The 3,557-nt window shown below is 61.1% G+C and carries 5 protein-coding genes and 1 pseudogene; 2 read left to right on the top strand and 4 right to left on the bottom strand.

What is annotated here, in order from left to right:
- A pseudogene (locus EOA33_RS28340) lies at positions 1-402 on the top strand (GNAT family N-acetyltransferase); the annotation flags it as partial.
- A 278-nt stretch (positions 403-680) separates the two neighbouring features.
- Positions 681-1,043 carry a hypothetical protein gene (locus EOA33_RS28345; protein WP_245482462.1) on the top strand — a complete coding sequence of 121 codons (363 nt, stop codon included), beginning with the start codon at positions 681-683 and terminating at the stop codon, positions 1,041-1,043.
- Positions 1,044-1,255: 212 nt separating this feature from the next.
- Here EOA33_RS28345 and EOA33_RS39320 read toward each other — a convergent pair whose 3' ends face one another.
- From EOA33_RS39320 to EOA33_RS28355, 4 genes are read right to left on the bottom strand one after another with little or no spacing between them, the layout of a single operon-like run.
- Positions 1,256-1,429 carry a hypothetical protein gene (locus EOA33_RS39320; RefSeq protein ID WP_189347354.1) on the bottom strand — a complete coding sequence of 58 codons (174 nt, stop codon included), beginning with the start codon at positions 1,427-1,429 and terminating at the stop codon, positions 1,256-1,258.
- Between the two features lie 33 nt (positions 1,430-1,462).
- A complete protein-coding gene (locus EOA33_RS39325) occupies positions 1,463-2,590 on the bottom strand; it encodes a WD40 repeat domain-containing protein (RefSeq protein WP_190234394.1) in 1,128 nt (375 codons plus the stop codon).
- A gap of 14 nt (positions 2,591-2,604) precedes the next feature.
- Positions 2,605-2,913 (bottom strand): hypothetical protein, encoded by a 309-nt coding sequence (locus tag EOA33_RS28350; RefSeq protein ID WP_126058849.1) that lies wholly within the window; start codon positions 2,911-2,913, stop codon positions 2,605-2,607.
- 11 nt (positions 2,914-2,924) lie between these two features.
- Positions 2,925-3,401 carry a hypothetical protein gene (locus EOA33_RS28355; protein WP_127407143.1) on the bottom strand — a complete coding sequence of 159 codons (477 nt, stop codon included), beginning with the start codon at positions 3,399-3,401 and terminating at the stop codon, positions 2,925-2,927.
- Between the last annotated feature and the right edge of the window lie 156 nt (positions 3,402-3,557).

The following is a 3,557-nucleotide window of genomic DNA, read 5'->3' on the forward strand; positions in this document are numbered from 1 at the left end:
ATCACGCTCGATGCGGCGGGATTTGGCGTCAGGCGCGCGGCGCTGATCGCAAAGCTCTTCGCGCACTCGGCCGGCTATGGTCTTTTCAAGGGCGGCAGGCTGAAAGCCTTCGCGCTATGTCGCCCGTTCGGGCGGGGCCATGTCGTGGGACCGGTCGTGGCGGAAAGCGACGTCGACGCCGTGGCCGTCGTCCGGCCGCACGTGGTCGACCATTCAGGATCTTTCCTCAGGATTGATACGCATATGGACAATGGCGACTTCGCTGCCTTCCTGTCGCACAGCGGCATGCCGGTCTTCGACACGGTGCTGACCATGTCGCTGGGCAAACGGCTCGCCGATTTTGCCGTCGCAGGCGCGGCTATGCCGAAGACCTATGCTCTGGCGAGCCAAACTCTCGGATAGTTCGGTGTTTTCGTCGGCAATAAGGCGCCGGCCAACATTCAACCATTGCAAGGTGCGATCTGAACGTTCCGAGCAACTGGTACAGCGACACTCCAGTTGGCGATGCGATTCTTCCCATCGTTTTCAACACATCCTCGCTCAGTAAGAGTCTCCCGGGGCTTTCATCCTGACATAAATGCGCCAACCGCCATGTTAGAGTCCCACGATCGAGGACAGCTGCTACGTGCTGTTCTGAAATGAGAGGAGCGTTTCCTACGTCCAGGATCAGCCGTCGCACCGTGCTCTTCCAGTCGGGCACCACCGTTGTCGCCTTGACCGCATCAGCCACGGCACTCGCCACCGAGGCACCGCGTCGAGAAGGAGAACCGTCGAACGAACTGCGAGCGTTGATCAACGCGCATAAGACGGCATACGCAGCGTTCAACAAAGCCGTCCATGAAACGGGTAGCAACAGCCGCGACTACGATGAGGCCAGCCGAGAAGAGGAGAGGGCGCTGATCTCCATCTGCGCCTTTCCCGTGGCCACGCAAGGCGATCGCTTTGCCAAGGCACGATATCTTCTCGAGATCGAGGCGCGCGGCGAACTAGATTTGCCGGAGCACATGCAAGCTCTGCTCCACTCCACGATGTGGACGGTATGAGATCGCGGCATTATGGCGAGTGGTTCTCCATCTGATCGGCGGCATGGATGCGCAATGCTCTCTGACCTCTTGGGCAGCTTCGCGCCGCATGCCGGGACACTCAAGCAGCCGTGTTTCGTCTACCAAATGCGAACCTCTTTGGCTCCGAGTCCCAGGCGATTTGCACCTAGATGCGGTCGTTCAAGGCACGACGAGCGGACGGTCTCGTTGGTCTAGTTGGTCTTCAATTGACCAACACGGTTCTCGGCAATCCATCGGGCGGCGAGCACAAGGGCTCCCATGCTGAAGTCCTTGCCGTGCTTTGCCACCATTTCTTCCGACAAATTGGCGAGCCGTTCAAAGAATTCATCCTTGCTCCTGTCTTCGGGGGTGAGTTCGGTTTGCATTCTCTTCTCCTGTTGTTAGCGGCCTGCATTGGCCTATTTGAACATCTGCGCGGGAAAGGTGACGATCGCGACGGTACCATCGACGGCACCCACCGCCAGGTGGCGTCCGTCACCGGACCAGTCGAGCGCGGTTACTGCGCTGCCCATTGGCCTGACGAGGAGTTCGTCCCGCGCGCCGATCTGGGCGATGGTGATCCGGCCGTTGGCATAGCCGGCCGCAACCAGTCCCTTCTGCGGATGCGCGGCCACTGTCTCGACCGGCACCAGCCCGGCGCGACCTGTCTCCAGCGCGCCAGAGGTCTCTCCTTCAAGCGGCGGCGCAGTCATCGACCAACCGGCGATCCGGAAGGCGCCCGATGCAAACAGAGCGTTCTCTGGCAGGCTCCAGCACACTGTACGGACCGGCGTTGGAAATCCCGAGACGATCTCAGCCCGGCCATCAGTCATGCTGACCAGGGCAAAGCCTCCGGTTTCGAGCCCGCAGGCCAGCCAGGTGCCGTCGCCACTCCAGCGGATCGGTACCGGGCGCGACGAAAAGGCGAAATCACGTATCGAGGTGGCCTCGCTTTCGACCATCCAGATCGATAGCCGGTTGTCCAAGCTGCAGGCAAGGCGCCTTCCGCCTGGCGAAAAGGCCAGCGCATCGGCGGACGGGGTCGCACCGTGGTGCAGCCTTGTTGCGGCGCTTCCGCCGCGCGACAGGAAGATGTCCTGCCCATTGCTGACAGCTGTCATGGCCGTCCGAGGGCTGTAATCGAAGGCGACGGCCGGTCCGTCAATCTTGACCAGCGTCTCCATCACAGTGCCGTCCGCTGCCAGATGCACCACTTTGCCGGCCGCCGTTCCGACCATGAAGCCGGACCCAAGGTAGCTTGCGAGCGGGACATCGCCTTCTCCCAGCGCGGCGGTAGTTATCAATGGTGCCGGTGCTCTTTCCCTGGGGCGGATCGTCGTTTGGCCAAGGTCGCCGCTCACCCTGATCCGCGATTCCGGCGGCTCCTGGTCCGCGACCGCAGCTATGGCAACCGTCCCATCAAGGCCGGTGAAGGCGACAGCCGAGGCATCGGCGCTGAAGCGCAGGTCGGCGACCGCCGACGGGCGACGCCAGCTTCTGGCCAGCAGGTCGAACAAGGTCAGGTTCTGTATCGCGTGCTGGTTCATGGCCCTTCCCTTCGTCAGTTTCCGGTCTCCGCCAGGCAGCGGTCGACGTCGTCGATGTCGCCTTCGGCGGCGGCGATGCGCTCCTCGCACGTCGTGCATGCGTGTCTGAGTGCCGCGGCGCTCTCCTCGGCTTCATGCAAGTCTCGCACCAGTTGCACGTTTGGACCGCTTCGGCCGATCTCGAGCTCCAGGCGCAGCACGTCCATCTCGATACCGGAGAGTTTCTGGTTGAGCCGCTGCGCCTCCGAGGTCAGCGCCGAGACCGTGGCGACAAGATCGAGGCGGCGGGCGAGCAACGTGTCGCGCCTTTCGGTTTGGCCCATCGGAGCCTCCTTCATTTTTCGTTTCCGGGCATCGGTCCTGGCGGTTGCTCGAACGCCGCCAGCAATCCGGGCAGTGTGCCGGCCTGCGACCGGAACTGCTTTTCGGCGGTCTCGATGTGGCTCTTCAGCTGATCCCAGATGTCGACGCGCATCACCGATGTTGTGTCGCCGGTGAGGCGCTCTATCTCCTCGACACGGAACTGGCGCGAGAGCGAAACGCCGGAAAACACGAAGTCACGCAGCAGGATCGCGTGGTTCTCGATGAACAGATGGATCATCGGATGGGTTTCCGCGGTGACGCCGCCGGCAGCAAGCTCGGCCCGGATGAAATCCTGAAAGTGGCTCTGGAGGCGAAATTGGCTCTCGCCCAGGAAGCGCATGACGAAGACCAGATCGCGAGGCATCAGCCTGACAAGATCGCCGGCGATGTCGTCTGGCTGTCGGGATATTGGCGATGGCAGGCCTTGGCTGTCCTTTTCATCAGGCATGGGCTCTCTCCAATGCTGAGCCGCATGGGCCGCCTCTTCAAAATAATAGAGACAGGATAGAATTGAATAGATGAAATCTGTTTTATGAATGCTGCGATAGCTAAGTAAGCATTCGCAAATGCGAATTGAGTATAAATATTACAGGCGTAATTTACA

The sequence above is a fragment of the Mesorhizobium sp. M4A.F.Ca.ET.050.02.1.1 genome (assembly GCF_003997725.1).
In the GTDB taxonomy this organism is placed as follows: domain Bacteria; phylum Pseudomonadota; class Alphaproteobacteria; order Rhizobiales; family Rhizobiaceae; genus Mesorhizobium.

Bases quoted from the DNA above. Each gene is read 5' to 3' on its own strand.
- EOA33_RS39320 (WP_189347354.1), bottom strand. From the start codon at position 1,429: ATGCAAACCGAACTCACCCCCGAAGACAGGAGCAAGGATGAATTCTTT.
- EOA33_RS39325 (WP_190234394.1), bottom strand. From the start codon at position 2,590: ATGAACCAGCACGCGATACAGAACCTGACCTTGTTCGACCTGCTGGCC.
- EOA33_RS28350 (WP_126058849.1), bottom strand. From the start codon at position 2,913: ATGGGCCAAACCGAAAGGCGCGACACGTTGCTCGCCCGCCGCCTCGAT.
- EOA33_RS28355 (WP_127407143.1), bottom strand. From the start codon at position 3,401: ATGCCTGATGAAAAGGACAGCCAAGGCCTGCCATCGCCAATATCCCGA.